The sequence below is a fragment of the Pseudomonas sp. KCJK9016 genome (assembly GCF_046231795.1).
In the GTDB taxonomy this organism is placed as follows: Bacteria; Pseudomonadota; Gammaproteobacteria; order Pseudomonadales; family Pseudomonadaceae; genus Aquipseudomonas; species Aquipseudomonas bananamidigenes.
In genome coordinates, this window is sequence record NZ_JBJJMM010000005.1 from 148753 (window position 1) to 174751 (window position 25999).

At 61.1% G+C, this 25999-nt stretch carries 24 protein-coding genes; 10 read left to right on the top strand and 14 right to left on the bottom strand.

The window, feature by feature from the left end:
* Positions 1-75: 75 nt before the first annotated feature.
* Positions 76-996 carry a TauD/TfdA dioxygenase family protein gene (locus ACK6BI_RS06730; protein ID WP_409316433.1) on the bottom strand — a complete coding sequence of 307 codons (921 nt, stop codon included), beginning with the start codon at positions 994-996 and terminating at the stop codon, positions 76-78.
* Positions 997-1177: 181 nt separating this feature from the next.
* Between ACK6BI_RS06730 and ACK6BI_RS06735 the strand changes: the two genes are divergently transcribed.
* Complete coding sequence (locus tag ACK6BI_RS06735; RefSeq protein ID WP_409316434.1) at positions 1178-2098, top strand: LysR family transcriptional regulator; 921 nt, start codon at positions 1178-1180, stop codon at positions 2096-2098.
* A gap of 39 nt (positions 2099-2137) precedes the next feature.
* Here ACK6BI_RS06735 and ACK6BI_RS06740 read toward each other — a convergent pair whose 3' ends face one another.
* Positions 2138-3151, bottom strand: coding sequence for an ABC transporter substrate-binding protein (locus ACK6BI_RS06740; RefSeq protein ID WP_134825108.1), 1014 nt, complete (start codon positions 3149-3151; stop codon positions 2138-2140).
* A 303-nt stretch (positions 3152-3454) separates the two neighbouring features.
* On the opposite strand from ACK6BI_RS06740, the gene ACK6BI_RS06745 reads away from it, so the two are divergent.
* The 3 genes from ACK6BI_RS06745 to ACK6BI_RS06755 are packed head-to-tail and all read left to right on the top strand — an operon-like array spanning position 3455 to position 7490.
* A complete protein-coding gene (locus tag ACK6BI_RS06745; protein WP_409316435.1) occupies positions 3455-5053 on the top strand; it encodes an ABC transporter permease in 1599 nt (532 codons plus the stop codon).
* On the top strand, positions 5050-5865 hold the full coding sequence (locus ACK6BI_RS06750; protein WP_409316436.1) for an ABC transporter ATP-binding protein: 816 nt from the start codon (positions 5050-5052) through the stop codon (positions 5863-5865). The genes ACK6BI_RS06745 and ACK6BI_RS06750 overlap by 4 nt, the downstream gene beginning before the upstream one ends.
* Before the next feature lie 14 nt (positions 5866-5879).
* Complete coding sequence (locus tag ACK6BI_RS06755) at positions 5880-7490, top strand: arylsulfatase (RefSeq protein WP_409316437.1); 1611 nt, start codon at positions 5880-5882, stop codon at positions 7488-7490.
* Positions 7491-7543: 53 nt separating this feature from the next.
* On the opposite strand, the gene ACK6BI_RS06760 is transcribed toward ACK6BI_RS06755, so the two are convergent.
* Complete coding sequence (locus ACK6BI_RS06760) at positions 7544-8617, bottom strand: fatty acid desaturase (protein WP_409316438.1); 1074 nt, start codon at positions 8615-8617, stop codon at positions 7544-7546.
* A gap of 100 nt (positions 8618-8717) precedes the next feature.
* Between ACK6BI_RS06760 and ACK6BI_RS06765 the strand changes: the two genes are divergently transcribed.
* On the top strand, positions 8718-9722 hold the full coding sequence (locus ACK6BI_RS06765) for an AraC family transcriptional regulator (RefSeq protein WP_409316439.1): 1005 nt from the start codon (positions 8718-8720) through the stop codon (positions 9720-9722).
* 131 nt (positions 9723-9853) lie between these two features.
* On the opposite strand, the gene ACK6BI_RS06770 is transcribed toward ACK6BI_RS06765, so the two are convergent.
* Both ACK6BI_RS06770 and ACK6BI_RS06775 read right to left on the bottom strand, forming a co-directional pair.
* The gene (locus ACK6BI_RS06770) at positions 9854-11239 is read right to left on the bottom strand and encodes a heavy metal sensor histidine kinase (RefSeq protein ID WP_409316440.1); all 1386 of its coding nucleotides are present in this window, start codon (positions 11237-11239) and stop codon (positions 9854-9856) included.
* Positions 11229-11909 (bottom strand): heavy metal response regulator transcription factor, encoded by a 681-nt coding sequence (locus ACK6BI_RS06775; protein ID WP_085697973.1) that lies wholly within the window; start codon positions 11907-11909, stop codon positions 11229-11231. Before ACK6BI_RS06775 ends, ACK6BI_RS06770 begins: the two co-directional genes overlap by 11 nt.
* Before the next feature lie 136 nt (positions 11910-12045).
* Between ACK6BI_RS06775 and ACK6BI_RS06780 the strand changes: the two genes are divergently transcribed.
* Both ACK6BI_RS06780 and uraH read left to right on the top strand, forming a co-directional pair.
* The gene (locus ACK6BI_RS06780) at positions 12046-12528 is read left to right on the top strand and encodes a GlcG/HbpS family heme-binding protein (protein WP_409316441.1); all 483 of its coding nucleotides are present in this window, start codon (positions 12046-12048) and stop codon (positions 12526-12528) included.
* Between the two features lie 16 nt (positions 12529-12544).
* Positions 12545-12955, top strand: coding sequence for a hydroxyisourate hydrolase (uraH, locus tag ACK6BI_RS06785; protein ID WP_409316442.1), 411 nt, complete (start codon positions 12545-12547; stop codon positions 12953-12955).
* Between the two features lie 123 nt (positions 12956-13078).
* Here uraH and ACK6BI_RS06790 read toward each other — a convergent pair whose 3' ends face one another.
* Positions 13079-13762: a Crp/Fnr family transcriptional regulator gene (locus ACK6BI_RS06790; RefSeq protein ID WP_409316443.1), complete on the bottom strand. Its 684-nt coding sequence runs from the start codon at positions 13760-13762 to the stop codon at positions 13079-13081.
* Positions 13763-13847: 85 nt separating this feature from the next.
* On the opposite strand from ACK6BI_RS06790, the gene ACK6BI_RS06795 reads away from it, so the two are divergent.
* The gene (locus ACK6BI_RS06795) at positions 13848-14372 is read left to right on the top strand and encodes a DUF962 domain-containing protein (RefSeq protein ID WP_409316444.1); all 525 of its coding nucleotides are present in this window, start codon (positions 13848-13850) and stop codon (positions 14370-14372) included.
* A 53-nt stretch (positions 14373-14425) separates the two neighbouring features.
* Here ACK6BI_RS06795 and ACK6BI_RS06800 read toward each other — a convergent pair whose 3' ends face one another.
* From ACK6BI_RS06800 to dibA, 6 genes are all read right to left on the bottom strand, one after another.
* On the bottom strand, positions 14426-15415 hold the full coding sequence (locus ACK6BI_RS06800; protein WP_409316445.1) for a sulfate/molybdate ABC transporter ATP-binding protein: 990 nt from the start codon (positions 15413-15415) through the stop codon (positions 14426-14428).
* Between the two features lie 3 nt (positions 15416-15418).
* Entirely contained in the window at positions 15419-16291 is an 873-nt protein-coding gene (cysW, locus tag ACK6BI_RS06805) for a sulfate ABC transporter permease subunit CysW (RefSeq protein ID WP_409316446.1), read from the bottom strand.
* A gap of 13 nt (positions 16292-16304) precedes the next feature.
* Positions 16305-17123, bottom strand: a complete 819-nt coding sequence (gene cysT, locus ACK6BI_RS06810) for a sulfate ABC transporter permease subunit CysT (protein WP_007952818.1) — start codon at positions 17121-17123, stop codon at positions 16305-16307.
* Positions 17124-17278: 155 nt separating this feature from the next.
* On the bottom strand, positions 17279-18292 hold the full coding sequence (locus tag ACK6BI_RS06815) for a sulfate ABC transporter substrate-binding protein (RefSeq protein WP_260521767.1): 1014 nt from the start codon (positions 18290-18292) through the stop codon (positions 17279-17281).
* A 139-nt stretch (positions 18293-18431) separates the two neighbouring features.
* Entirely contained in the window at positions 18432-18614 is a 183-nt protein-coding gene (oscA, locus tag ACK6BI_RS06820; RefSeq protein ID WP_065257481.1) for a sulfur starvation response protein OscA, read from the bottom strand.
* A gap of 189 nt (positions 18615-18803) precedes the next feature.
* Positions 18804-20723, bottom strand: a complete 1920-nt coding sequence (gene dibA, locus ACK6BI_RS06825) for a phosphodiesterase DibA (protein WP_409316447.1) — start codon at positions 20721-20723, stop codon at positions 18804-18806.
* A 147-nt stretch (positions 20724-20870) separates the two neighbouring features.
* Here dibA and desA point away from each other — a divergent pair, with 147 nt between their 5' ends.
* Entirely contained in the window at positions 20871-22049 is a 1179-nt protein-coding gene (gene desA / locus ACK6BI_RS06830) for a delta-9 fatty acid desaturase DesA (protein WP_409316448.1), read from the top strand.
* Between the two features lie 228 nt (positions 22050-22277).
* On the top strand, positions 22278-23267 hold the full coding sequence (locus ACK6BI_RS06835) for a GGDEF domain-containing protein (RefSeq protein ID WP_409316449.1): 990 nt from the start codon (positions 22278-22280) through the stop codon (positions 23265-23267).
* Between the two features lie 60 nt (positions 23268-23327).
* On the opposite strand, the gene ACK6BI_RS06840 is transcribed toward ACK6BI_RS06835, so the two are convergent.
* Positions 23328-24539, bottom strand: coding sequence for an HDOD domain-containing protein (locus ACK6BI_RS06840; RefSeq protein ID WP_409316450.1), 1212 nt, complete (start codon positions 24537-24539; stop codon positions 23328-23330).
* Positions 24540-24679: 140 nt separating this feature from the next.
* A complete protein-coding gene (gene gabT / locus ACK6BI_RS06845) occupies positions 24680-25960 on the bottom strand; it encodes a 4-aminobutyrate--2-oxoglutarate transaminase (protein WP_260521762.1) in 1281 nt (426 codons plus the stop codon).
* Between the last annotated feature and the right edge of the window lie 39 nt (positions 25961-25999).

A 25999-nucleotide genomic window follows, 5' to 3' on the forward strand; every position in this document is an offset into this window, starting at 1 on the left:
CTGGCAAGCCAGCTCCCACAGGATTTGCGTACACCGCCGACTTGTGGGAGCGAACCTGCTTACGATGTGGCCTGATCAGCCGCCGATGATTTCAGCACCTTTTATGGTCTGGCTACGCTGCCCATTCGCCCCGACCGGCACTTCCCCCTTGAGCGTCACCCGACGCACCACCCGATCCTGGGTCCCGTAATCATCAATCGCATAGTGCTGCGTCGAACGGTTATCCCAGATCGCCACATCACCGGCCTTCCAGCGCCAGCGCACGATGTTCTCCTGACGGATCACATGGCTCTGCAACAGGCCAAACAAATGCGCCGAATCGGCCTGGGAATAACCCTTGATGCGTTTGACGAAATGTCCCAGCAGCAAGCTTTTTTCGCCGCTGATCGGATGTACGCGCACCACCGGATGCTCGGTCTCGTAGACGGTCGAGGTGAAGATCTTGCGATAGCGCTCCAGCTTCTCCGCCGACACATCCGGTTTCACGGCAGCATAGTCGTATTCGTTGCTGTGCACGGCCACCAGTTTGTCCGCCAGATCGCGCAATTCGCTCGGCAGTTCGTTGTACGCCGTCGCAGTGTTGGCCCAGAGGGTATCGCCACCGAATGCCGGAGCCACCACCGAGCGCAGGATCGAGGCTTTCGGGTAGGCATCGACGAAGGTCACGTCGGTGTGCCAGGAGTTAGCGCGCTGCCCTTCGGCGCCGTCCAGTTCCAGCACATAACGGGTACCCTCGCGGGACGGCACGGTAGGGTGCGCTACCGGCTCGCCGAGCAGATGGGCGAAGGCTTCCTGGCGCTGATCGTCGAGCTGGGTCTGCTCGCGAAAGAACACGACTTTGTACTGGACCAGCGCCTGTTGAATGGCTTCAACCGTTGCGGCATCCAGCTCACCGGACAGTTGCACGCCACGGATTTCAGCGCCGATACGGCCGGCCACCGGATGAATGTCCAGCGCCTGGACAACGGGTTTTACAGCGAGTGCGGCATTGCTCATGGGTAGACCCTCATCGACTGCTTGCGGTTGGACGGCAACGAAACAACGCTCTATCAATATTCCATTTATATCTAATAGATATTGACATGCTTCGTTGACGGAATAAGAGCTTGCATTTAAAACCTCAGTCAGCCTTCGTCGCAAATGCCTTCGAGCTATTTTTAGGATGCCGGAAAAGCATATGGATCTTCGCCAGTTGCGCTACTTCATCGCCCTTAACGAACACCGCAGTTTTGTCCGTGCGGCCGACGCCATGGGCATCACTCAACCGGCGTTCAGCCGCAGCATTCAAGGGTTGGAGCAGGAGTTCGGCTGTGTGCTGGTGGATCGTGGCAACAAGGATCTGCGCCCCACACCCGAAGGCCAGGTGGTGCTGCAGCACGCCCTGACGCTGGTGCAAGGCGCTGCGTTGCTCAGCGCCGAAGTGACGCAGATGACCAAACTCGATGCCGGTGAACTGCACTTCGGTTGCGGTCCCGCGCCAGCCGTCAAACTGGTGCCGGACGCGGTGGCGCAATTCATCAATGCGCACCCGAAAGTGCGCACCTGTTTTCAGGTGGATAACTGGGAAAAACTCAGCCGCGCCCTGAGCCGCGAGGAGATCGAATTCTTCATTGCCGACATCCGCCATTTCGAGTCCGACCCGAACTTTCAGACTCGACCGTTGACACCCAAGCGCGGGGTGTTCTTCTGCCGGCCGGGGCATCCGCTGCTGGCCAAGGAAAGCCTGTCGACCAACGACATGTTCGACTACCCGCTGGCGACCACGCTGATTCCGCCGGGCATTCGCAAATTGCTGGCGAATCTCAGCGGCCGGATCGATTTCTCACCGACCATCGAAACCGAGCATTTCCCGGCACTGGTGAAAGTGGTGCTGCAATCCAACGCGATCGGCGTGGGTACTGAAGAAGCGTTTGTCGAGGACATTGCCCAGGGCTCGCTGGCACTGCTGCACTGGCGCAATCTGCCGCAGAACCTGGAGAGCATGAATGCGCGGTGCGGGATTGTGAGCCGCACGGGATTCCGGCTTTCCCCGGCGGCACGGGCGATGATCGAGACGCTGCTGGCGGTGGATAAACAGGAGATCGGCGTCGCGGTTTGAGGGCCATTCCCACGCTTTGCGCGGGAATGACCCCGTTTCTCAGAGCTTCGCAGCCGCCAGCTCAGGCGCCACCCACTCAGTCACCTTGAACGGCTTGCGAATCAGCTTCTGCTGCGCCGCCAGATCCACCTTGCCCTGCAGGTTTTCAAGGAACAGCGGGTCCAGTGTCGAGGGGAATACTTCGCTCAGATTCTGATCCTTCAGATCCTGGGTGAGGATCACCGGTGGATAACTCGCCAGACCCGACACAAGCTGCACGTAAGCGTCCTTGTTGCTGTCCTGAGTCAGCCACTCCACTGCCTGTTGCTGCGCTTTGAGCAGCTTCGCTACCGCTTCCGGGTGCCCGTCGACAAACTTGCCGGTGCCCACCAGCACCGACTGCACACTGCCGGCGCCGCCGAGATCCTTAGTGTTCAGGGGCAGCTCGGCCAGGCCCTTGGCCTGCAATGCTGTCAGCCCGGAACTGCCCCACGACGCATCGATCTGCTTCGCCGCCAGCGCGGCAACCGCTGCGTTGAAATCAAGGTTGATCACCTTCACGTCCTTCTCGCTCAGGCCCACGCTGGCCAACGCGGCATCGAATGACAACTGGGTCGCGGTGCCCCTGAAGATCGCCACGCGCTTGCCCTTGAGATCCTGCAACGTCTTGATCCCCGAACCCGGCACTACGCCGAGGTATTGCTTCACACCCCGGGCGCTGGCGCTGAGCAAGCGCGTATCCAGTCCGTTGGACTTGCCGATGATGGCCGCCAGATCCCCCAGATAAGCGAGATCTACCTGGCCGTTGGCGAACGCCTCGTTGATCACCGGGCCGGCGCCCTTGAAGAAGCTCCACTGAATCTTGATGCCCTGATCGGCGAAGGCCTTTTCGAAGATCTGCTGATCGCGCAGCACGTCCACGATGCCCCCGCCGCTGTGTTGAGTACCCGCACTCAGATCAGGCACGGCAATCCTGATTTCCTTGAGTTCGTCGGCCTGGGCAGAGAACGCCAGCAGGCCCGCCAGTGCCGGCGCGGCAAACAGACTGATGACACGTTTGAAGGGAAGGTTCATGGGTGCGGCTCCTGATCACGGCGTGCATTGAGGAGCCGAAAGTAGGCGTAATTCGGATCAGCACTTAAATACTTAAAAAGAACATTTTTATAGCTTTTAAAGCTAAACCAGCAAAGTCGGGACGTGCAGAGCGATATGCATGGAGAGCATCAAAAATATTCTTCGAATGCATTGGATGCGTGCAGGGCTGGAGGCCTTAAATGGCGCTGCTTATCTCCAAAATGATTATTTTTCAATTCACTTATAACGATAAGTTCACAGCTAATTCCGCTGACACGATCCAACCCGACAACGGAGGTCACCATGGCCCGTGAATCCCTGCTCAGCCTGCCACTGGCCGCACCGCCGTTGAAAAACCGGCGCGCCTGGCCAAGCCTGAGCCATCGCGTTTTACCCTGGATATTGCCGCTGGGACTGTTTGTCCTGTGGTGGCTGGCGGCGCGCAATCAATGGATGAGCGAACAGATCCTCCCCGCGCCGTCGCTGGTGTGGAACAGCGCGGTCGAGTTGTCCCGGGGCGAACTGTGGAGTCACTTATGGATCAGCCTGCAACGGTTGTTCTGGGGTCTGTTGGCGGGCGTCTCCGCCGGTGCGGTGCTCGGCGCGGCGCTGGGTTTCAGCCGTCGTCTCGAACGCCTGATCTTCCCGACCTTTGCCGGCCTGGCCCAGGTGCCGACACTGGCGTGGGTTCCGCTGTTCATGGTGTTTTTCGGCATCGGAGAAACGCTGAAACTGGTGGTACTGGTCAAGGCCATCGTGGTGCCGGTGACCCTGCACACTTTGGTCGGCGTGCGGGACTCGCAGCCGAAACTGCGCGAAGCCGCCGCCGTGTTGCGTCTGCCGTCACACTTGCTGATCCGTCGACTGGTGTTGCCCGCTGCTCTCCCCGCATTCATGGCCGGCGTGCGTCTGGCGCTGGCCGCTGGCTGGACTTCGCTGCTCGCCGTTGAGCTGCTGGCCTCCAGCGAGGGCATCGGCTACCTGATGGTCTGGGCACGGCAGTTGTTCATGCTCGATATCGTGTTCGTGTGCATTGTCGTGATCGGTCTGATCGGCGTGGCAATGGATCGCGGCATCGGCCTGCTGGACAAAAAACTGGTGCACTGGCCGCACCCGGCCACGGCGGAGATTCGTCGCGGCCCACATTATGACGGCTGGCAGCGCGTGCAGCCGTGGCTGTTGCCGCTGGGGTTGTTTGCGCTTTGGCAACTGGCAGTCGATCAGCAGTGGGTCGACGCCAACATTCTGGTCAGCCCGTTGACCGTGCTGGAGACCACGAAGCAAGGCCTGCTCGACGGCACGTTGATCAGCGGCATGGCCCTGAGCCTGGGCCGCACCCTCGGTGGCTTGCTGCTGGGTGGTGGGTTCGGCTTTACGCTGGGCCTGTTGTTGGGGCTCTCGCGCACCAGCGAACGTGTGTTCGGCCCGACCCTCGCCGCGTTGCGCCAGATTGCGATTTTCGCCTGGGTGCCGCTGCTCACCGCGTGGTTCGGTCTGGGCGAACTGGCGAAGTGGGTTTTCGTGGCCCTTGCCGCCTTTTTCCCACTGTTCATCGCCACCCAGCGCAGCGTCGCCAACCTTTCGCCGCAACTCAACGAAGCCGCGCAGGTGCTGCGCCTGAGCCTCGGCCAGCGCCTGCGTCGACTGGTGCTGCCGGGCGCGGCGCCGGGGATTTTCGCCGGCCTCAGATTGAGCCTGATCTACGCCTGGCTCGGCACCATCGGCGCCGAATACTTCATGCCCTCCAACGGTGGTATCGGCAGCCAGATGATCGGCGCCCAACAACTGCTGCGCATGGACCTGATCATGGCCGGGATGCTGCTGGTCGGCCTCACCGGCGCCCTGCTCAACCTCATTGGCCAACGCCTGGAAATCCGCGCCACCCGCTGGAGACACGCATGAACGCACCGATTGTCAGCTTCTCTCACGTAGGCAAATCCTTCGACGTCGACGGTTTCGAACTGGAGGCCATTCGCGAATTCAACCTCGACATCGCCGAGGGCGAATTCATCGCCATCGTCGGCTCCAGCGGCTGCGGCAAGTCCACCTTGCTGCGCTTGCTGGTGGGTCTGGACACACAGTTTCGTGGGCAGATCACGGTCGATGGCAAAGCCGTCAGCGGCATTGGCGGCGAACGCGGGATCGTGTTTCAGGAACATCGTTTGTTCCCGTGGCTGACCGTGGCCGACAACATCGGCCTGGGCCTGGTGAACGAACCGCTGAGCACCGCTGAAAAGCAGCAACGCATCAACGATTTCATCGAGCTGGTGGGTCTGCGCGACTTCACCCGCGCCTATCCGCATCAACTCTCCGGCGGCATGGCCCAGCGCGTGGCGATCGCTCGCGGGCTGGTGGCAAGCCCGCGGATCTTGCTGCTCGACGAACCCTTCGGTGCCCTCGACGCACTGACCCGCCAGCAGATGCAGGACGAACTGCTGGCGATCCGTGAGCGGGCGAAGATCACCACAATTCTGGTCACCCACGATGTCGAAGAAGCGATTTTCCTCGCGGATCGCGTGGTGGTGATGGAGCCACGTCCGGGCCGGATCAAACAGGTGGTGGGCATCACCCTGCCCCATCCGCGCCAGCGCAGCAGTTTTGACTTCCATCAATTGCGCGAAGAACTGCTGCACGAGCTGACCAGTGACGATCATTACCAACCGAGCGCACCGGTGCAGATCCGTGATCTGCCGTTGTCGTTCATTGCCTGCTGAACAGGAGTCTGTTGATGCCGCAACGTCCCAATTTTCTGGTGATTCTGGCCGATGACCTCGGCTTCTCCGACATCGGTGCCTTCGGCGGCGAAATCGCCACGCCGAACCTCGATGCCCTGGCCAACAACGGTCTGCGTCTGACCGACTTTCATACCGCACCGACCTGCTCACCGACACGCTCGATGCTACTGACCGGCACCGACCACCACATCGCCGGCATCGGCACCATGGCCGAAGCGTTGACCCCGGAACTCATCGGCAAACCGGGCTACGAGGGTTACCTCAACGACCGTGTCGTCGCGTTGCCGGAGTTGCTGCGCGAGGCCGGTTACCAGACCTTGATGAGCGGCAAATGGCACCTGGGCCTGACCGCCGAACTGGCGCCCCACGCTCGTGGCTTCGAGCGTTCGTTCTCGCTGCTGCCCGGCGCGGCGAACCACTACGGATTCGAACCGACCTACGATGAACACACCCCGGGCCTGTTGAAATCCACGCCTGCGCTGTACATCGAAGACGACACGTTCATCGACGAATTGCCGAAGGATTTCTATTCCTCCGACGCCTTCGGCGACAAGCTGTTGCAGTACCTCAAGGAGCGCGACCAGAGCCGGCCATTCTTCGCCTACCTGCCGTTTTCCGCACCGCACTGGCCGTTGCAGGCGCCCGCCGATATCGTCGAAAAATACCGTGGCCGCTACGACGCGGGGCCGGAAGTGCTGCGCCTTGAGCGGCTGGAAAAACTCAAGTCGCTGGGGCTGATCGAAGCGGATGTCGAGCCGCATCCGCTGGTCCAGCTGACCGCGCAATGGGACGCGCTGAGCGATGAACAAAAACGCATTTCCGCCCGGGCGATGGAAGTCTACGCTGCGATGGTCGAGCGCATGGACTGGAACATCGGCCGCGTCGTCGATTACCTGCGTCAACAAGGCCAGCTCGACAACACTTTCATCCTGTTCATGTCCGACAACGGTGCCGAAGGCGCGCTGCTCGAAGCCTTTCCCAAGTTCGGCCCCGAGCTGCTGACCTATCTGAACCAGCATTACGACAACAGCCTGGACAACATCGGTCGCGCCAATTCCTACGTCTGGTACGGGCCGGACTGGGCGCAGGTGGCCACCGCACCTTCACGCCTGTTCAAGGCATTTACCACCGAAGGCGGGATTCGGGTTCCGGCGCTGCTGCACTATCCGCAATTGCCACTGAAAGGGCAGATCAGCCATGGTTTCGGCACGGTGATGGATATCACGCCGACCATTCTCGATCTGGCCGGCGTGCGCCATCCCGGCAAGCAATGGCACGGCAAACCGGTGGCGCCCTTGCGTGGTAAATCCTGGCTGGGCTTTTTGTCCGGCGAGACCGCGCAGGTGCATGACGAACACACCGTCACTGGCTGGGAATTGTTCGGACGCCGGGCGATTCGGCAGGGGCAATGGAAAGCGGTGTGGATCCCCGGGCCTGTAGGGCCGGCGACCTGGCAGCTTTACGATCTGGGGAGTGATCCGGGGGAGATTCATGACCTGGCGTCGAGTCAGCCGCAAAAGCTTGAAGCGCTGATCGGGCATTGGCAGCGGTATGTGGAAGAGACCGGGGTGATTTTGAGCGAGTCGCCGTTTCAGCCGGATTGAGGGTGGCTGATGCAGGGCTATCGCCGGTTGGCCGGCGATAGCTTCGGATACCTTCAAGCCTGAGCCGTCTGCGCCTCTTTCTGTACGATTTCTTCCTTGCGAACAAAACGATTCGCCCGCCCGAACGTCCCGAAATCGTTGAACCGGACACCCATCTCCCGCATCACCTTGTGCGCCACCGGCACCGTCAACTGGCGAATGTAGAACGGCTCCTTCACCACGAAATGATGAATCCCGTGGCTGCTGCCGAAGTTGAAGCAGAACGCCTGCAACGGCCACAGCCACCACGGATTCAGCACCTGGCATTGCTGCAACACGTTGCCCGGCTCCACATCACCGTAGTAATGCATGTTCGAGCTGATGAAGTGCAGGCAAAACGTGCGCAACACGTTCGGGCCGATGATCACCACGGCGGCGATATCGATTACCTGCATCACCGACAACGTGGTCGCTGACCATTCAATCGGCGAACCCATCAAGCCAGCAATTCCGTTGGCCGCATGAAACCCGAGAAACACATACCACGCGCCCCAATGCAACAGCGCCAACGGCGCGTAGACCTTCAGTGAGCGCTTGATGATGCTGAATTTATGCGCCCAGGTCTTGGCTCGCAGCATGCGGATGAACGCCGACATCACGTTATCGCCGACCATCAGCAACCGCGCAAAACCCCATGGCTCGCCGTTGGTAATCGCCCGCTCTTCCATGTCGGTTTCAGTGCCGGACACCTTGTGGTGATTGAGGTGCAAATGACGACGAATCCACGGGTTGATCGTGCTCGGCCGTGCCAGCCACACCAGGCCCATCATCAAGTTGTGCGGCACCCGCTGTTTGCGGAAATACATGCTGTGGATAAGGTCGTGCTCGAGCTCATGGGTCAGCGAGGCGAAAAACGCGTTGAGCAACAGGCACGCCCACCATGCCATGTGCCCGGTGATGTAGAGCGCCGCCGAACCGATCATCCCGGCCAGGGCAAAGGCCAGAATTCCCGCCCCGATGGCATCCTGATGCCGGAGAATCGGGTAGCGCTCGCGCAGCTCGACGCCTTTGGCCAGCACCACTTCGCGAATATGCGCTGATCGCTGGGCAGCATTGTGTCGCCGGGGACTTGCAGAAGTACGGTCCATGCTTCCATCCTTTGGTTATCGATGTTCGCATCCTGCCCCGCGCAGGATCCGGATGCGGTAGCCGAGAACGCCAACCTGTTGACCGGAAGCGCCAATCAGCATGAAGGAACCGACTTCTCTCGCCAGCTGGACCCGCGCCCTGCGCAAGCAACTCGATGCACTGGGGCTGGACAGCACTGACCTGTGCCGGCAGGCCGGGCTCGATCCGCAATGGATGGACGATCCGAATGCGCGTTATCCGTTGTCCGCCACCACACGCCTGTGGGAAATCGCGGTGCAGGTCAGCGGCGATCCGGCAATTGGTCTGCGGGTGTCGCGGTTCGTCAGCCCCACGACATTTCACGCACTGGGATACGCGTTGGTGGCCAGCGGCAGCCTGCGGGAAGTGTTCGAGCGGATCGTGCGCTATCACCAGGTGGTCAGCGACGCCCTGGAACTGGAGCTGACCTGCTCGGAAGACCGCTACCGGTTTCGCCTGAAGATTCCTGCCGGCAACCCGGCCCCGGCGTTCGAGGCCATCGACGCCTTCGCCGCGATTTACGTGCGCACCTGCCGCAATCGCCTGGGCCGCGAATACGCGCCGCTGGCGGTGTACCTGCGCCGCCCGGAACCGGCCGATGCACATCAATGGCACAAGGTGTTCCGCTCGCCGGTGCATTTTGCAGCCGAAGAAGACCGCCTCGAATTCGCCCTCACCGACTTCGACAGCCACCTCGACGACGCCAACCCGGAGCTGGCCGAACACAACGAAGCCGTGCTCAAGCGCACCCTCGCCCAGCTCAAGCCGCTGACCTGGGAGCGCAAGGTACGCGACGCCATCGAAGAACAACTGCCCGAAGGCGAACCCAGCGCCGAGCGCATCGCCCAGGCCCTTCACCTGAGCCTGCGCAGTCTGCAACGGCATCTGGCGGACGAGGGTTGTCGTTTCGACACGTTATTGAATGAAAGCCGCGAGAACCTCGCGCTGCTGCACCTGCGCGACCCGCAATGTTCGCTGAGCGAGGTCAGTTACCTGTTGGGATTTGCCGATACCAGCAGCTTCAGCCGGGCGTTCAAACGCTGGACGGGAATGACGCCGGGGCAGTTTCGGGATCAGTTGCGCTGAAGGGGTTGGAACTTGTACTGAATCGACCAGCCTCTTCGCGGGCAAGCCCGCTCCCACAAGGATTGGGGCGTACAAAATCCTGTGTCACACCTCGACTACTGTGGGAGCGGGCTTGCCCGCGAAGAGGCCATTCAGATTGCTACAAATCCAAGCTCAAAAACCGTACCCGTTGCACCACTGCTGACCCGCACCCGCCCTCCATGCAACTGCATGATCGACTGAACGATCGCCAGTCCCAAGCCGCCGGAATCTCCAGGCTGCGCGCGTGACGGGTCGACGCGGTAGAAGCGGTCGAACAGTTTGTCCAGATGCTCCTGCGCGATGACCGGGCCGAGGTTGTGGACTTGCAGCCAGCACATGCCTGGTTCATCGCGCCGGCGCAGGCTGATGATCGAACCGGCGTCGGCATGGCGCACGGCGTTGGCCAACAGATTGCCCAAGGCGCGTTGCAGCAGTTGCTGATCGGCCAGCAATTCTCCGCTGAACGTGTTTTCGAGGCGGATTCCCCGGTCGTCGGCCAGGGCTTCGAAGTAGTCGCACAACTCATCGCCGATTTCGTGCAGTTCCAGCGTGCGCAGATCGAGCGCTCGCTCGGCCTGCTCGGCGCGGGCGAGAAACATCAGGTTTTCGGCCATGCGCTTGAGCCGCTCGAACTCTTCCATGTTCGACGCCAGCACTTCCTGATACTCGGCGCTGCTGCGCGGGTAATTGAGTGCCTGGCCGTTGCTCGCGAGCAAGGTGTGCAGGGGCGTGCGGATTTCATGGGCGAGGTCGGCGGAAAACTGTGAGAGGCGCTGGAAGCCATCGTCCAGCCGTACCAGCATGCCGTTCAGCGCGTGCACCAGTTCCAGCAATTCCGCTGGCGTGCCGGCGGTGGGAACGCGTTGATCGAGGCTGCGCAGGTCGATGCCGCGCAGCGCTTCACTCAGCTTGCGCAGAGGCCGCAAACCTCGGCGCAGCAGCACCAGGCCCAGCGTGAAGGCGAGCACGGCACCCAGCCCGACTGCCAGATACAAGCGCAGCCGATAGCTGCCGAGCATCTGCTCACGCTCGCTCAAGACCTTGCCGGCGATCACGGTCAGCGCTTCACCGTTCGGGCCTTGAGCCTGACCTGACAACAGCGCCAGCTCGACACCGTCAGCCGCTTGCCAGGTCAGCACATCGCGGCGTTGAAGCGGTTGCTCTCGCGCAATGGCCTGTACGGACGGCAGTTCGCGCTGACGAGGGTTGATCGTGATCACATTCGAGCCGTCCGCGCGTTGCACCAGCAGCAAACTGTCGAGGTTGCCCAGCATGTTCTGGTAAAGCCGTGGCCGCGCCTGCAACGCGTCTAGGCTGTCGCTGTCGGCGAGCAGCGCGCGCACCTGTTCCAGACGACCGAGCAACGCCATGTCGTCGCGCCAGGCGATTTCCGAGGCCAGCGAGCGATACAGGAACACGCCGATCGCGCTGAGTACCAGCGCGCAGACGGCAGCGAACGCCAGGGCCAGGCGCCAGGCGATGGATCTAGCGCGCATCGTCGGGCGCTTCGAGTTGATAGCCGACTCCGCGCACGGTGTGGATCAGTTTGGGCATGTACGGATCATCGACTTTCGAACGCAAGCGACGCACCGCGACTTCGACCATGTTGGTGTCGCTGTCGAAATTCAGGTTCCACACCTGCGAAGCGATCAGCGTACGCGACAGCACTTCACCCTGGCGGCTGGCGAGCAGATGCAGCAGGGCGAATTCCTTGTTGGTCAGGGCGATGCGCTGGCCGCCCCGGCTGACGCGGCGGCGCAGCACGTCGATTTCCAGATCGGCGATGCTGTACGACTCGGCCTCACGCATTGGCCCGCGCCGCAACAACGTGCGCACCCGCGCCAGTAATTCGGCGAAGGCGAACGGTTTGAGCAAATAGTCATCGGCCCCCAGTTCGAGGCCGCGCACGCGGTCTTCGATGGCATCTTTCGCCGTCAGGAACAGCACCGGCGTGGCGCCGCGCTGACGGATCAGCTGGAGCAATTGCCAGCCGTTGAGGCCCGGCAGCATCACGTCGAGGATGATCAGGTCGTATTCCTGCTGCTCAATGAAGTAGCGCCCGTCGAGGCCATTGAGTGCCACGTCCACGGCGAAACCCGACTCACCCAGCCCTTTGGCGAGGAAATTCGCGGTTTTGGCTTCATCTTCTACGACCAGCAAACGCATGGCACACCTCGATTGATCAGAGACACAGGCTAGGCTCCTTCGACCGTGTTGCCCATTACAAACTTGTAATCCGACTGACGAGGTTTCGACGGGAACCGGCGGATAAGGTGACGGCCTTCGCTTTTGGAGCCTGCCCATGACCGTCAAATACTTGGTTGCCAGCCTGGCAATCGGCCTCGGCACTGCCGCATTCGCTGCGCCGGAGCTGCCCCGTCACGCCGATCTCGATCTGAAAACCGCCCGGCTGCTGGCCGACGCGGCACTGGAAAACTGCACCGGCACGGTGTCGGTACTCGACCGTGGCGGCAACCTGTTGGTGACCCTGCGCGGCGACGGTATCGGCCCGCATAACACCGCCGCCAGCCAACGCAAGGCCTACACCGCGCTGTCGACGAAAACCCCGACCCGGCTGTTCGCCGAGCGCGCCCGCAGCAACCCGGAAACCGCCAATCTCAACACCCTTGATGAGTTGCTGCTGCTCGGCGGCGGCATTCCGCTATTCGCCGAAAAAGAACTGGTCGGCGCCATGGGCGTGGCCGGTTCCGGGGGCGGCGAGCAGGACGAAACCTGCGCAATCAAGGCTGCCGACATCGTCGGTCTGTCCATCAACCGTACTTGAACCCAGGAGCATCACCATGACCCCAATACGCATGACTTTCGCCGCGCTCGGCCTGAGCGCTTTTTCGAGCCTGACACTGGCCGCCGGCAACCCGCTGAGCGTGCACGTGCTCAATCTGGAAAACGGCCTGCCGTCGCCGGGCATCAACGTGACGCTGGAGCGTCACGTCGGCCAGAACTGGCAGCCGCTGGCGCAGGGCACCACCAATGAACAGGGACGGATCGCCGATCTGTTTCCGGCGAACAAACCGTTCGAGGCAGGTGAATATCGGGTGGTGTTCAAGACCGGCGAGTACTTCGAGAAGGAGAAGCACGAAACGTTTTTCCCGGAGATTCCGGTGATTTTCAAAGTGAAGCAGACGGATCAGCACTATCACATTCCGTTGCTGCTCAGCCCGTATGGCTTCTCCACCTATCGCGGTTCGTAGGCCACATACAATTCACGTGTGGGAGCGGGCTTGCCCGCGATGGCGTCGGGTCAATCGACATAAAGGACAACTGACAGACCTCAATCGCAGGCAAGCCCGCTCCCACAGGGATAGTGGTGGAAACTAAAGGGTGGCGAGTGCTCGCAATCGTGCGGCGTCGAGGATTTCGATCTCGCCATAACTCAAGCCGATAATCCCCTGCCCCTGCAGATCCTTGAGAATCTGATTAGTGGTCTGCCGCGACAGCGACAGCATCGACGCCAGTTGCTCCTGGGGCAGCTGCAATACGCGGCGCGGCGGGTCGAGTTCGCCGTAGCCTTCGGCGATCATCAGCAGGCGATGGGCCAATCGCGCCGGGGCCGGCAGCAGGCTGAGCTGTTCGAGATTGATGAAGGTCAGGCGCAGTTTCTGGCTCATCAGCAGGGCCAGATGCCGCCAGTAAACAGGGTGTTCGTCGAGCAATTTCAGCAGCGTGGTTTGAGGGATATTCAGCAACAGGCATGGGCCGACCGCGTAAGCGTCATGGGTACGGGGCTGGCCATCGAACAGGCAGATTTCGCCGAACCAGTGCGGGGCCTCCACCAGACTCAACAACGCCTCCTTGCCCTGCTCGCTGACCGCGCCGATACGTACCGCGCCATCGAGCACTGCGTACAGCCCGCACGGCGCATCGCCGCGCTGGAACAGCCGCTGTCCTGCCGTCAGCCGCCGCTCCCTGGCCACTGCCAGCAGACTATCCTGAAAGGACAGCGGCAGATGACTGAACCATTGCCCGGCCAACAGGCGTTCGCGCCAGACCTTATCCATGGGTTCTCCTGAAGATTGTCGCCTGCCTGACAGAGCGAACCGTGAACACGGGGCATGATTCGATCACCCTACAGGAGGAACAACAATGAAAAGCCTCGTCGATCATTTGAGTCAATACGCCGCTTACCACCGCGATCCACGCAACATCGCCAGCCACTTTATCGGGATTCCATTGATTGTGGTGGCGGTGGCCGTGCTGTTGTCGCGACCGGAATGGTCGGTGGGCGGGTTGTGGATTTCCCCGGCGGTGATCGTCGCCCTTGCTTCGGCATGGTTTTACCTGCGTCTGGAACTGAAGCTCGGGATGTTGATGACCGTGTTGATGGGGCTGTCGGTCTGGGCCGGGCATGCCTTGGCGCACCAGAGCACCATGGTCTGGCTGAGCGCAGGTCTGGCGATGTTTGTGATCGGCTGGGCGATCCAGTTTGTCGGGCACCACTATGAAGGGCGCAAACCGGCGTTTGTGGATGACTTGAGCGGGTTGATCGTCGGGCCGCTGTTTGTGGTGGCTGAACTGGCGTTCATGCTCGGGATGCGTCATGAGCTGAAAGAGCAGATCGAGGCGCGGGCGGGTGTGGTGAGGGTCAATCCGAATCGCGCGGCTGTCTGAACTGCAGACCGGTTCGCTCGTTCCCACGCTCGGCGAGGGAACGAGCGATGCTTTTAGAGGCTGGCGACTTTCTGCCAGACCTTCGGCTTGAAGAACAGCGTCTCGCCCTTCGTCAGGCCGGTCAGACTGTCGTGATCCTTCACCACTTCCGCCTCGATCAGATCCGCCTGCCCTTCAACCTTCAACGTCACCCGCGTGGTCGCACCCAGTGGGCGGATATCGCGAACCTCGGCGGCGTGGTGATCCTCCAATTCATGCCGCGACAGCGACACTTCGTGCGGGCGGAACAGCACGTGGTTGTCATCCCCCAGATGCAGGCGGTTCGAATCGCCGAGGAAGTGATAGACAAAATCGCTGGCCGGGTTTTCGTAGACGTCGCCCGGTGAGCCGATCTGCTCAATCACGCCCTTGTTCATCACCACGATGCGGTCGGCCACTTCCATCGCCTCTTCCTGGTCGTGAGTCACGAACACCGAGGTCAGGTTGATGTCTTCATGCAGGCGCGCCAGCCAGCGGCGCAGCTCTTTACGCACCTTGGCGTCGAGGGCGCCGAACGGCTCGTCGAGCAGCAGCACCTTCGGCTCAACCGCCAGGGCACGGGCCAGCGCGATACGCTGACGCTGACCGCCGGACAATTGCTCCGGGTAACGATCCGACAGCCAGTCCAGTTGCACCATGTTCAGCAACTCGTGGACCTTGGTCGCGATCTGGCTTTCGCTCGGGCGCTGGTTTTTCGGTTTCATGCGCAGGCCGAACGCGACGTTGTCGAACACCGTCATGTGGCGAAACAGGGCGTAGTGCTGGAACACGAAACCGACGTTGCGATCGCGCACGTCGTGGCCGGACACGTCTTCGCCGTGGAACACGATGTTGCCGTTATCCGGGGTTTCCAGACCGGCAATGATGCGCAGCAAGGTGGTCTTGCCGCAGCCGGACGGGCCGAGCAACGCCACCAGCTCACCGCTGTGGATGTCCAGGCTGATGTTGTCCAGCGCCTTGAACGCATTGAAATTCTTGCTGACGTTACGCACTTCGATCGACATGAATTATTCCTCCGCGGCGCTGGCGCGCAGGCGGTTGATACGGTTTTCGCTCCACTGCTTGAGCAGCAGGATGAAGAGCGCCAGGATCAGCAACAGGCTCGCCACGGCGAATGCGGCCACGTGGTTGTATTCGTTGTAGAGGATCTCGACGTGCAGCGGCAAGGTGTTGGTCACCCCGCGAATGTGCCCGGAAACCACCGACACCGCACCGAACTCACCCATGGCCCGGGCGGTACACAGCACCACGCCATAGATCAGGCCCCACTTGATGTTGGGGACGGTCACGTGCCAGAACATCTGCCAGCCGTTGGCGCCGAGCAGGCGCGCGGCTTCCTCTTCCTGAGTGCCTTGTTCCTGCATCAGCGGGATCAGCTCACGGGCCACGAACGGCACGGTGACGAAGATCGTCGCCAGCACGATGCCCGGCAGGGCGAAGACGATCTGGATGTCGTGATCCTGCAACCACGGCCCGAACAGGCCCTGGGCACCGAACATCAACACATAGACCAGACCTGCAATCACCGGCGACACCGAGAACGGCAGGTCGATCAGCGTCACCAGCATGCTCTTGCCACGGAACGAGTATTTGCTCACGCACCACGCGGCACTGACACCGAACACCAGGTTCAGCGGCACCGAAACCAGCACCGCGATCACCGTGAGTTTCAGCGCCGACAGGGCATCCGGTTCAAAGATCGCGGTGAAAAACGCACCGAGGCCGTTCTTCAAACCCTGCGACACCACGATGAACAACGGCAGCAGCAGAAACAGAAAGAAAATCAGCCAGCCGAGGCCGATCAGGACTCTGCGCGAAGTCGCGCTGCCACGGCGGGCAGCGTTGGCCGAGGAAGCGGCCGCAGTAGACGATTGGGACATGGTTCGCGCCTCCTTATGGGGTTTCGATGCGCCGCTGCAGCAAGTTGATCAGCAGCAACAGGACAAAGGAAACCACCAGCATCAACACGCCGATGGAGGTAGCGCCGGTGTAATCGTACTGGTCGAGCTTGACCATGATCAGCAGCGGCAGGATCTCGGTTTTCATCGGCATGTTGCCGGCGATGAAAATCACCGAACCGTACTCGCCGACGCCCCGTGCAAACGCCAGGGCGAAACCGGTCAGCCAGGCCGGCAACAACGCCGGCAACAGAATGTGGCGGAACACCTGCAACGGCTTGGCACCGAGGCACGCGGCGGCTTCTTCGACTTCACGCGGGATGTCGGCCAGCACCGGCTGCACCGTGCGCACCACGAACGGCAGGGTCACGAAGGTCAGCGCCAGGGTGATCCCGAGCGGGGTGTAGGCAATCTTGAAACCGAGGTCGGCGGCGAATTGCCCGACCAGCCCGGTCGGCGTGTACAGCGCCGTCAGCGCGATACCGGCCACCGCGGTCGGCAGGGCGAACGGCAGATCGATCATCGCATCGATCACCTTGCGCCCCGGGAACGTGTAGCGCACCAGCACCCAGGCCAACAACGTGCCAATGATGCCGTTGATGATCGCTGCGCAAAGCGCGGTGCCGAAGCTCAGCTTCAGTGCTGCGAGAACGCGGGGCGCGGAGATGATCGTCCAGAACTGATCCCAGGTGAGTTGGGCGGCGTGGACGAACATCGCCGCCAGCGGGATTAGCACAATCAGGCTGAGGTACACCAAGGTGTAGCCCAGCGTCAGCCCGAAGCCGGGTATGACGGGGGAGATACGACGCGACATAAAAGTCCCTGGTTAAAAACGCATCAGTGTGGGAGCGAGCCTGCTCGCGAAGAGGGAGTATCAGTCAACATCCCTGTCGACTGAAATACCGCCTTCGCGAGCAGGCTCGCTCCCACATGTTTTGTGCCTGAGCATCAGGCTCGTTTCATTCGAGATTACTGCGCCTGATAGATTTGGTCGAACACGCCACCGTCGTTGAAGAATTTCGGCTGAGCGGTTTTCCAGCCGCCGAAGTCCTTGTCGATGGTCACCAGTTCCAGTTTCGGGAACTGCTGTGCGTACTTGGCGGCCACGTCCTTGTCACGCGGGCGGTAGAAGTTCTTCGCCGCGATTTCCTGACCGGCCGGGCTGTACAGATGCTTGAGGTAGGCTTCGGCGATCTGCTCGTTGCCCTTCTTCTCGGCGTTCTTGTCGACCACGGCCACCGGCGGTTCGGCGAGAATCGACAGCGAAGGCACGACGATGTCGAACTTGTCCTTGCCGCCGTCCTCTTTCAGCGCCAGGAAGGCTTCGTTTTCCCAGGCCAGCAACACGTCGCCCTGGCCGTTGTTGACGAAGGTGATGGTCGAGCCGCGGGCGCCGGTGTCCAGCACCGGAACGTGCTTGAACAGGGTCTGTACGTATTCCTTGGCTTTCGCTTCGTTGCCGCCGTTGGCTTTGAGGCCGTAGGCCCACGCCGCGAGGAAGTTCCAGCGCGCACCGCCGGAGGTTTTCGGGTTCGGCGTGATCACCGAGACGTCGTTCTTGATCAGATCGCCCCAGTCCTTGATGCCTTTCGGGTTGCCCTTACGCACCAGGAACACGATGGTCGAGGTGTACGGAGTGCTGGCGTCCGGCAGACGCTTCTGCCAGTCGAGCGGCAGGGTCTTGCCGAGTTTGGCGATTTCGTCGATGTCGCCGGCCAGCGCCAGGGTCACGACGTCGGCACGCAGACCGTCGATCACCGCACGGCCCTGCTTGCCCGAACCGCCGTGGGATTGCTGGATTTTCACGGTGTCGCCGGCATGCTCTGCCTGCCAGTACTTCACGAATTCGGCGTTGTAATCCTGATACAGCTCGCGGGTCGGGTCATACGACACGTTGAGCAGCTCGTAATCCTTGGCAACCGCAGAACCGGCAAACACAGCGCTGGCCAGAGCAGCCAAAGCGTAACGGCGAATCGACGACATGGTGAAAGCTCCTGGAATTCTTGGTGGTGGCTTTTTCTTATGGATTTCGAAAATCGAGTTGCCTCTAAAGATCACCGCCTGCGCCCGCTCTTGCATTGATCCCCGGCAAGAGCGGGCGCAGGCTGGGATCTTTTTGCGTTCAGCCCGATTTGTTGCCCGGTTGCTGCAGACGGAATTTCTCTTTGCGTTCGATCTGGACGACTTGGGCGTTGTGCACAGTGATCTCCACCGCGCCGAAACGCAGGTCGCGCAAGGCGCTCTGGATTTCACGCAGGATGGTGGTTTCGTCCTGACCGTCAACGCTACGCAGGGATGCGCTCATGGTGCTGCTCCTTTGGATGGGATATGCCTGGCAGTGGCGGCACTGCGTTCGGCGTGGGAGCAATATAAGAGAGGCGCAGATATTCTTAAAAAGACTATTTAAGAATGTTTATATAACTGGAAAACATTATGTGATGCAGCAAGGGTTTGCGGCGGATTTGCCCGTTCGCAAACCCGCTGCGCACATCCTTCAGCCGATCGCCGGCGCTCTGGCCCAGTCGATCTGCGCTTCTGGCACCGGGCGCCCGAACCAGTAGCCCTGCCCCAGATCGCATGCCTGTTCCAGCAAAAACGCCGCCTGCTCGGCCTGCTCGATACCCTCGGCGTGCACCTGCATGCCCATGCTGCGGGCCAGGGCGATGATCACCCGGACTATCGCTGCATCGTCTTCGTCCCAGGGCAGGCCGGCGACGAAACCCTGGTCGATCTTGAGCTTCTGCACCGGCAGGCGTTTGAGCCGCAACAGCGACGAGTAACCGGTGCCAAAGTCATCGATGGCCAGACGAATCCCAAGTTCACGCAGACGATGCATCTGCTCCAGCGCCACCTCCGGGTCGTCCATGACTGCGCTTTCGGTGACTTCCAGTTCCAGATAGGCAGGATCCAGCCCGGTGTCATGCAGCACCTTTGCCACCTGTTGATACAACTCGCGGCGCGCGAACAGTCGCGACGACACATTCACCGCAACAAACGACAGCACCACCCCGGCCTGCTGCCATTGGCACATCTGCCGACAGGCCTGCTGCATCACCCAGGCGTCGATCTCGGCGATCATCCCGGTGCGTTCGGCAATCGGAATGAACTCTGCGGGTGACACAAGACCACGCTGTGGGTGCTCCCAACGCACCAAGGCCTCGACACCTACCAGGCGGCTGGTCTGCAGGTCATGCACCGGTTGGTAGTAGACCCGCAGCTCCTGTTGCTCCAATGCTCGACGCAATTCGAACGCAATCTCCACCCGTTGCTGGGCGTGGGCGGTCAGTTCTTCGGTGTACAGCGCGTAGCCGTTCCGACCGCTGCTCTTGGCCTTGAACAACGCCGCATCGGCATTGCGCAGCAGTTGCTCGGCACTCAAGGCATCGCTGGGAAACAGACTGATACCGAGGCTGGCGTTGATGAATAACTCGTGGCCGTCGAGGCAGAACGGCTCCTTGAGGGCATCGAGAATGCGCTGGGCCAATGCCGCTGCCTGCGCCGGCTGTGGACAACTTTCCATCAGCACCGCGAACTCGTCGCCGCCCAGGCGCGCCAGCGTGATGCCCGATCCGAACAGCGCCTGCAAACGCACAGCGACCGACTTGAGCAGGCGATCTCCGATATTGTGGCCGAGGCTGTCGTTGATCAGTTTGAAGTGGTCCAGATCGATCATCAGCAACGCGCAACCACGCTTGTGGGTCTGCGCCGAAGCCAGTGCCTGTTCGGCGCGGTCACTGAACAGCAAACGGTTGGGCAGGTCGGTCAACGGATCGTGGTGGGCCAGGTGCTTGAGTTCGTGCTCCGAATCCTTGATCGCGCTGATGTCGGAAAACACCGCAACGTAGTGACTGAGGCGACCGTCATCGTCACGAATCACCCGGATGGTTTGCCACTGTGGATAAATTTCACCGCTCTTGCGCCGGTTCCAGATCTCGCCACTCCATTCATCCTGCGCCTGCAAGGTGGCGAACATCGCCTGATAGAACCCCGGCGGATGGTGTCCGGACTTGAAAAGGCTGGGCTGACGGCCAAGCACTTCGTCGTGCTGATAACCGGTGATTTCCATGAAGGCTCGATTGACGTGCACGATCAGGCCCTGTCGATCCGTGACCAGCACGCCCTCGCGGGTGCAGTCGAACACCGCGGCGGCCTGGCGCAGGCGTTCGCGATCGGCCTGACGCTCGCGCAACCGGGCACCGATGCCCAGACATTCGAACAGGCGCGCCCGGGCGAGGAAGATCAGCCCGGCACTGAGCGCCACAAAGACATAACCGTTGATCAGTTGCCAACGCACCAGATCAGCAGAGCTATCGAAGAAACTGTTCAATAAATAGCCAGTTCCTTGCAGCCAGACAACGGCAAGAACCAGGTAAAGCAGCGCTGCACGCAAGGCATCGCGGTATGTGGCAGACATTCGGCCGTCCATGTCCCTACAAAAAATGTCGGGATTATAGGTCAAGAAACATCCAGCCATCTCTTATCTGAAAGGGCGACTGGTTTTATCTGTGTGCTTGGTGATAATGCAACGGCTGTTTTTTCTCTATCGAGGGCCCTATAGCCTATGTGGTACGAAGGTTTTCTTGGTTTGTCGGCCTGGTCGCTGGTCGCCGTGACCCTGTTGATGACCCACGTGACGATTGTTTCCGTCACGGTCTATTTGCACCGCTACTCGGCCCATCGCTCTTTGGAGTTGAATGCCGGGCTGAAGCATTTTTTCCGTTTCTGGCTGTGGCTGACCACCGCACAGAACACCCGCGAGTGGACCGCCATCCACCGCAAGCACCACGCCAAATGCGAAACCGAGGATGACCCGCACAGCCCGGTCGTCAAAGGTCTGTCCACGGTGCTGCGCAAAGGTGCCGAGCTGTACCGCGAAGAAGCGCAGAACCCCGAGACCCTGCGCATCTACGGCAAGAACTGCCCGGAAGACTGGATCGAACGCAACCTCTACAGCCGCTATCGCCTGCTGGGCGTGGCGCTCATGGCCGTCGTCGACCTGATGCTGTTCGGCACCATCGGCATCACCATCTGGGCGATCCAGATGATGTGGATTCCGGTCTGGGCCGCCGGCGTGGTCAACGGCCTCGGCCACGCCGTCGGCTACCGCAACTTCGAATGCCGCGATGCCGCGACCAATCTGGTGCCGTGGGGCATCCTGATCGGTGGCGAAGAGTTGCACAACAACCACCATACGTACCCCAACTCGGCCAAACTGTCGGTCAGGAAGTGGGAGTTCGACCTCGGCTGGGCCTGGATCAAGGTTTTCTGTTTCCTGCGCCTGGCCAGGGTACAACGGGTCGCTCCGATCGCTCACCGCGTGGCAGGCAAGGGCAGCCTCGACATGGACACAGCCATGGCGATCCTCAACAACCGTTTCCAGATCATGGCCCAGTACCGCAAGCTGGTGATCGGGCCGCTGGTCAAGCAGGAACTGGCCAAGGTCGATCATTCGGTACGTCACCAGTTCCACCGCGCCAAGCGTTTGCTCTCCCGTGAAACCAGCCTGCTCGAGGATCGTCATCACGCACGCATCCAGAACATGCTCGAACACAGCCAGGCGCTGAAGGTAATTTACGAAAAACGCCTGGCCCTGCAGCAGATCTGGGTCAAGACCAGCGCAAATGGCCACGACATGCTCGCGGCCATCAAGGATTGGGTACACGAGGCCGAGGCCAGTGGTATCCAGTCCCTGCGTGAATTTGCCGATCAGTTGAAAACCTACTCGCTACGCCCTGCCTGATTGTGGCGCGGGAGCTTGCTCCCGCGAAGACTGCACAGCAAACGCAAAAGCTGGCGACGTGTTTTCTTCGGAACACGTCGTCACTACCGCCCGGCGGGAGCAAACTCCCTCTCCACGAAAGCGCGGAACTTCACTCGCGATACCCTATCTCAAAGACACTTCGCCACTCTGGCGGGCTATCCCGTGGCCGTTGTCGACTTCCCGGCACGCCCTTTGAGATCCGTGTCGATGGTCAACAACAATCAAAAAGACTCGTCCCCTCCCCAGTGGCCAGAAGCCGCGCAAACCTTGATGGCACTGATGCACGCCCAGGGCGAAGTCGCCCGACTGAGCGAGCGCGAACAGTTGTTCAGCTCGCTGCTGGTCAGTGTCAACGCCGTGCTTTGGGCCTTCAACTGGGAAACCCGTCAGGTGCTGTACGTCAGCCCTGCTTATGAAAGGATTTTCGGCCGCTCGGCTGCCCTGTTGCTGGCCGACTACAACCAGTGGCGCGACAGCATCTACCCCGAAGACCTCGAATACGCCGAACGCAGCCTCGCCGAAGTGCTGCACAAAGGCGCCGTGGAAGACCGCGAATACCGGATCATCGACGCTGACGGCCAGGTACGCTGGATCAGCGACAAGTGTTTCATCAACCGCCAGGAAGAACCTGGACAACCGGTGATCATCGTCGGTCTCGCCGAAGACATCACCGAAAAGAAACAGATGGAAAGCGAACTGCAGCGCCTGGCCACCACCGACGTGCTGACCCAGAGCAGCAACCGTCGGCACTTCTTCGAATGCGCCAATCGCGAGTTTGAAGAGGCTCGCCTCCAGGCCGCGCCGTTGGCGTTCCTGCTGCTGGATATCGATGATTTCAAAGTGATCAACGATACCTACGGCCATCCGGAAGGCGACAACGTTCTGCAACGGATCGCTGAATGCGGTCGTGCCTCATTGCGCCGGGGCGACCTGTTCGGACGGATTGGAGGTGAGGAATTCGCAGCGGTGTTTCCTGGTTGTGCGCCGGACATGGCGATGCAGGTGGCCGAGCGTCTGCAACGGGAGATTCAGCGTCTGAGTTTCAGTCAGGGTGAACAGGCGTTCGGCATCACGGTCAGCCAGGGCCTGACCAGCCTCACCCCGGAAGACGAGAATCTCGACGCCCTGTTCGCCCGGGCCGATGCGGCGATGTACGAGGCCAAGCGTCAGGGCAAGAACAGGATCATCTCGGGCTGACACCGGATTTTCGACTCGACACCTGACCCTGCAGGAGCAGGGTTCACCCGCTTCCACAGGTTATTTGCGCATCCGCGTCAACTCCGGCAACCCAATCTTGAGCAATCGCGCCGTGCGGCTCTTCGCCAGCTCTTCAACACCCTCATGCTCGGTCAGCCGCGCCATCTGCGCCGCCATGTTCATCACCAGTGCCTCGCGCGAGTACACACCGCCACCGAGCTGATAGACCGAGGCAATCAACTCGCGCAGCTCCAGCGGCAGGCGCCAGCGGGTACGCAACGCCGAGCCGTATGCCGCACCGAACTCGGCCAGCGCATCGCCGATTTCCTCCAGCTCGTCCAGCTCGCCGCCCGCCTGCTTCCACTCCTGCAAACAACGCAGCAGTGCCAGATCGCCGAGACGATGCAGCATACCGGCGCAGTAACAGCGCTCCTGATCGAGGTCGAGCAGACGCGCCAGCGTGCGGGCGTACTCGGCGGTGTGCAGCGACAGGCCCCAATAGCGCTCGGCGTAGTCCGCGAGGCACGGATCGCTGAGTCTGGCGCTGCGCTTGAGGGCCAGGCCGAGAATCAGGTTCATGCTCTGTCCGGTGCCCAGACGTTGCAAAGCCTGGGCCAACGTCTGTACCGGCGCGCCATGGTGCTGAGCGGCGCTGTTGGCCGCTGCTATCAGCACAGCGGTGATCTGCGGATCGGTGCGGATCTCCTCCTCCAGCAGCCTCAGATCCAGACCGTTGGGGTTGAGGCTGCGTTTGACTGCCACCTGCACGTCAGTCATCAGCGGTGCGCCATCGGCCTGTTCGCGGCGACGCTCAAGGAATACCGACAGGGTCATGCCCGGCGCCAATGCAGGCACTTCGCAGAACACTTCCTCACCCGCAGTGAGCAGCAGACCCTGCAAACGCTCGGTCAGGCTTTCCATGTTCAGGGGCTTGGCCAGGTAAGCCGTCGGCGCCAGCGGCAGGGCTTCACGCACACTGGCGCTGTCGTTGCGGTTGCTCATCAGAATGAAGGGCAGCGGCGGATTGCGTTTGCGCTGGCGGACACTGCGCAACACGTTCAAGCCATCGACGCCGGGCAGCTCCCAGTCGACGATCGCCAGGTCATAAGGCACTTCACTGAGCAAAGACATCGCCTCCTGGCCATCGGCGCACAGATCCAGCCGCGCATCGCAGCGCACGTTCAGCAGAACCTGTTTGAGCAAGTCGCGGGACCATGGATCGGCCTCGGCAATCAGGACTCGGGGTACAGCGGGTAATTCGACGGCTGACATGCTCGCCCTCCCTTGCAATGCTTCAACCTTAGCCAATGCGAGCGCTTCGATACAGCCCGAATGCACAGGATGTGTTTCAACAGGCGTAAAAAAACCCGCCGAAGCGGGTTTCTGTTGAACCGATCACACAGTGCCCGGACTTACAGTTCCGAGAAGCACTCTTCGATGATCGCCAGACCTTTGTCCAGTTGCTCATCCGGCGAGGTCAGCGGAACCAGTACGCGCAGTACGTTACCGTAGGTGCCGCAGGACAGCAGGATCAGGCCCTTTTCACGCGCCTTGGCCACAATGGCAGCGACTGCGGTCGGGTTCGGCTTGTGGCTGTCGCCATTTTCGAACAGCTCGACGGCAATCATCGCACCCAGGGCGCGCACTTCACCGATGACTTTCGGATACTTGGCCTGGATACCCTTCAGACCGGTTACCAGACGCTCACCGACAGCCTTGCAGCGATCCAGCAGTTTCTCTTCTTCGAACACTTCCATCACGGCCAGGGCCGCAGCGCAAGCGATCGGACTACCGGCGTAGGTGCCGCCCAGACCGCCTGGCGCGATGGCGTCCATGTATTCGGCCTTACCGCACACACCGGCCAGCGGGAAGCCGCCAGCGATGGATTTGGCGAACGTGGTCAGGTCGGCGGCAACGCCCATCTGTTCCATGGCAAAGAAAGTGCCGGTACGGCCAGCGCCGGTCTGCACTTCGTCAGCGATCAGCAGGATGCCGTGCTGGTCGCACAGGGCACGCAGACGCTTCATGAATTCTTTCGGTGCGACGTAGAAACCACCTTCACCCTGCACAGGCTCGATGATGATCGCGGCGATGTCTTTCGGCTCGGCGTCGTTCTTGAAGATGCGCTCGATGGAAGCGATCGAGTCGTCGATGCTCACGCCGTGCAGTTCGTTCGGGTACAGCGCGCGGAAGATGCCGCCTGGCATCAGGCCCATGCCGGCCGAGTAAGGCACGACTTTACCGGTCAGACCCAGGGTCATCATGGTTCGACCGTGGTAGGCACCGGTGAAAGCGATCACACCAGCGCGGCCAGTGGCGGCACGGGCGATCTTCACGGCGTTTTCGACGGCTTCGGAACCGGTGGTCACCAGCAGGGTTTTCTTGGCGAAGTCGCCCGGCACGCGTGCGTTGATTTTTTCGCACAGCTCGACATACGGCTCGTAGGCCAGTACCTGGAAGCAGGTATGGGTCAGCTTGTTCAATTGCTCGGTCACGGCAGCGATGACTTTCGGGTGCACGTGGCCGGTGTTCAGTACGGCGATACCACCGGCGAAGTCGATGAACTCGCGACCTTCAACGTCGGTCACGGTCGCGTTCTTCGCGGAATCGGCGAAGATCGGGTGAATCTGGCCAACACCGCGTGGAACAGCAGCGGTACGACGGGCCATCAAGTCAGCGTTAGTCTTGCTCATTACAGTCCTCATTCACCGCTCATCGGGCGGCGTGGTTCA